At 35.0% G+C, this 3,600-nt stretch carries 5 protein-coding genes; 2 read left to right on the top strand and 3 right to left on the bottom strand.

Annotation, left to right across the window (positions count from 1 at the left end):
* Window positions 1-1,043, bottom strand: a 1,043-nt coding sequence (locus tag AC1W31_RS20885) for a M3 family metallopeptidase (RefSeq protein ID WP_481736439.1), incomplete at its 3' end; no start/stop codon positions are given.
* Window positions 1,044-1,110: 67 nt separating this feature from the next.
* Between AC1W31_RS20885 and AC1W31_RS20880 the strand changes: the two genes are divergently transcribed.
* Entirely contained in the window at window positions 1,111-2,223 is a 1,113-nt protein-coding gene (locus AC1W31_RS20880) for a DNA-methyltransferase (RefSeq protein WP_481736438.1), read from the top strand.
* Here the strand turns inward: AC1W31_RS20880 and AC1W31_RS20875 are convergent.
* Together AC1W31_RS20875 and AC1W31_RS20870 are read right to left on the bottom strand one after the other, a co-directional pair.
* Window positions 2,220-2,798 carry an MjaI family restriction endonuclease gene (locus tag AC1W31_RS20875; RefSeq protein ID WP_481736437.1) on the bottom strand — a complete coding sequence of 193 codons (579 nt, stop codon included), beginning with the start codon at window positions 2,796-2,798 and terminating at the stop codon, window positions 2,220-2,222. The genes AC1W31_RS20880 and AC1W31_RS20875 overlap by 4 nt on opposite strands.
* On the bottom strand, window positions 2,795-3,004 hold the full coding sequence (locus tag AC1W31_RS20870; protein ID WP_481736436.1) for a helix-turn-helix domain-containing protein: 210 nt from the start codon (window positions 3,002-3,004) through the stop codon (window positions 2,795-2,797). The genes AC1W31_RS20875 and AC1W31_RS20870 overlap by 4 nt, the downstream gene beginning before the upstream one ends.
* A 120-nt stretch (window positions 3,005-3,124) precedes the next feature.
* Between AC1W31_RS20870 and AC1W31_RS20865 the strand changes: the two genes are divergently transcribed.
* Window positions 3,125-3,600, top strand: a 476-nt coding sequence (locus AC1W31_RS20865; protein ID WP_481736435.1) for a DEAD/DEAH box helicase, incomplete at its 3' end; no start/stop codon positions are given.

The raw sequence follows: 3,600 nt of genomic DNA, 5'->3' as shown, positions 1-3,600 counted from the left end.
AAACCTGTTTCTTCCAAAGGATAATTGTATCCACCTGGCGCTTTTCCCACCCTCGATTCTAAATCTAAACGCCCCATACACTTCATAATGCGGAGACATTCACCCAAAAATGGGTCAAGTTTTGTGAAACATTCAATGGTTTTATTCAATAAATCTTCGCCACCTTTGAACGGATGCAAAGCAGGACGACCTTCCGTATCAACCGCTCTATCCCAAGGACGAAGTTCATCCAATTTCAAAGCGTTTTTACGTTCTTCCATTAATTCGTTCAGAATCGGAACGACGGTTTCTGCAACGGCTTCGTGGAAAACAAAACAGTCTTTGGCAGTATAATCAAAGCGTTTTAATGCTGCAAAAGTATAATCTCTAAAATTCTCAAAACCTGCATTTACGGCTACTTGGTTACGTATTTTGGTCAGTTTATTGAAAATTTCATCTACTTTTTCATGGTCAGAATAACGTCTTTCTTGGACGATGTGATAAACTGATTCACGCAAAGAACGGTCGGTATTTTCCAAGAAAACACTGGCTTGTTGCAGCGTTTTCACTTGTCCGTCAATCTCAACGGTCATTCCGCCCGTAATTCCCTGATATTCACTCGAAAGATTTTGGATTTCGGTAAACAAGGGAATATTCTCATTTCTAAAAATCTCCGTTGATTTCTTCATTCCTCTGATAGTAATATCGAAGCCCGAATCAGTTAATTCACTTAAAAATGGATTTTCGAGTGTTTTTTGATTTAGAACATCATCATATTCAGCCAATTGCGGTTGTATTTCTCCTATGAATTGGTCGAAATGAGCTTTAATTTCTTTATCGGAAGTATCACAAGTCATTTTGATATAACGCCAAGCGAAATTCTCAGAAAGATAACTTTCCAATTCAGAACGGTCGGCAAAAAACTTACGTAAATCTTCCGCATTTTCGATGGTACGTTTTACTAAATTTTCGTAAAAAGGCTTAACGCTTTCCCAAGTTGTGAGTTCAAATTCTTCGCCCAAAAATTGACGCACGGGCGGGGTGGTGGATATGGTTTCTTGCATTTTTTTATTTTTTCATTTTTACAAAGATAAGCAATTATCAAAACGCTAAAAAACGTAACTTTGTTCTATGCAAACTACTCACAAAATCCATTTTTCGCTTGCTCAGCAAATGCAAGAACTTTCTGATTCCTCGGTTGATTTGGTCGTTACATCACCACCTTATCCAATGATAGAAATGTGGGACGACATTATGAATAGACAAGATGCTAATATTCAAGAACTTATAGCTCAAAATAAAGGTGCAGAGGCTTTTGAACTAATGCACCTTGAATTGGATAAAGTTTGGAATGAAGTGAATAGAGTAGTAAAGAAAGGTGGTTTTGTTTGCGTAAATATTGGTGATGCTACTCGTACTTTGGGCGAAAATTTCAACCTTTTTGCTAATCATGCACGTATAATTTCGCATTTTGTCAGCATGGGATTTACCAATCTTCCAGAAATTATTTGGCGAAAACCAACCAACTCTCCCAACAAATTTATGGGTTCTGGAATGTTACCCGCAGGGGCTTATGTAACGCTTGAACATGAGTTTATTTTAATTTTCAGGAAAGGAGGCAAACGTATTTTTAAAAGTGATGCTGAAAAATTAAAAAGACAACAAAGTGCTTTCTTTTGGGAAGAACGAAATATCTGGTTTTCAGACCTTTGGACATTAACAGGCACAAATCAAAAGCTAAATAACAAGAATTCCAGAGAGCGTAGTGCGGCTTATCCCTTTGAATTAGCCTATCGTTTAATCAATATGTATTCAGTAAAAGGAGATGTGGTTCTTGACCCATTTTTAGGAACAGGTACAACCTCATTGGCAGCTTTAGCAACTGGAAGAAATAGCGTAGGTTATGAAGTTGATAAACATCTTTCTGAGACAATTTTTGAAACGCTTTCATCTGAAAAAATCAATCTTTTAAATAATTTGATTAAAGAAAGACTTAATAACCATCTTGATTTTGTACAAAAACGGTTAGCAACCAAAGAAGATTTTGATTTCAAACACTTTAACGAAAATTACAAGTTTCCAGTGATGACAAGCCAAGAAGTCCAATTGATGATAAATTTTATAATGGATATTCAAAATATTGATAATCAAATTGTTGCAAAATATTCTGAGATTCCAGAGATGTCTTTTGATTATGTTAAAACGGTGGTAAAGAAATCAAAACAACAAGAATTAGCTTTCTAAAAATCAAATTCTATTACAATACCGTCCTTCTTTTTGTCATAAAAAATTATATCAACATTAATATTTTCTAAAAGATGATTTTGGGTTTTGTAAGTAATTGGTTTTATGCTGACAGCAAGTGTATCAATGTATCCATCAATACCTTTACTTTCTTCTTCTTTTGTACTGAATTTATAGGTAGTCTCCTTAACTTCAGCCACTTTTTTCAAGATTGCTTCTTGAAAATTAAGCCCTGCGAAAGTCTTATTCAAGATTAAATCTTCGACCCATTCACGGATTAAATTTTTGTCAATTAATTCGATTGATTTTTTGAAAGTCTCAACCATTTCAAAAACCTTATTAGTGGCATTATCAATTGCATCAGGGTAACGTTCTTGATACCAAATAGCCCATTCTTCAAACGTTTTTCCTTCAAACTCTTGAATCAAATCACTCATTTGACCTACTATTTTGGGGCGTGTTCCTTGTGCATTACTATTGGCAAGGTTCATTAACTGAGTGGTGTATTTTGGAAAAATTATTTCTTTTTCAGTGAGTAGATGTTGCACCTCGGCATTAGGTATTTTGATTTTCATAGATTTTCAAATAAAGTTGATAGTGTAATATTTAAAGCATTAGCAATTTTCTCAAGATTAATAATTGAGACATTTCGTTTCCCTTTTTCAATACTCGAAATATAGGTTCGGTCAAGTTCACACAAATCCGCAAAAGCTTCCTGACTGAGATGTTTTTCTTGCCTCAATTGCCTAATTCTATTTCCTATTTTTTCTTTAATATTCATTTTGTAAAACTATAATTATGATGAGTATATATCAACGGACTATGAATCACATCAATGAAAATATTTTCATTATTTTAATAGAAAAACGTACCTTTACAATTCAATCAATCACGTAAAAAAATGCCCCTCACCAAAGAACAAGTCCTAAAACAATACTACGGATACGATAAATTCAGACCGCTTCAAGCGGATATAATTGATTGGGTTTTATATGGACAAGATGCGATGGTTTTGATGCCGACCGGTGGTGGAAAATCGGTGTGTTTTCAAGTTCCTGCCCTCATAATGCAGGGATTGACTTTAGTTATTTCGCCTTTGATTGCCCTGATGCACGACCAAGTGCAAGCTCTCAAAGCCAACGGAATTCCTTCGGCATATTTAAACTCTTCTTTGGACGGAAATCAACAATCTATCATAGAACGTCAAGTACGGGCGGGTGAATTGAAATTGTTGTATATTTCTCCCGAAAAATTATTTACACAAGGCTATTTAGACTGGATTAAATCGTTAAATATCAGCCTATTTGCCATTGACGAATCGCACTGTGTGTCTACTTGGGGACATGATTTTAGACCTGAATACACTAAATTGCACGT

Source organism: Arcicella sp. (assembly GCF_964672035.1).
This window is presented reverse-complemented; position numbering and strand designations above follow the sequence as displayed.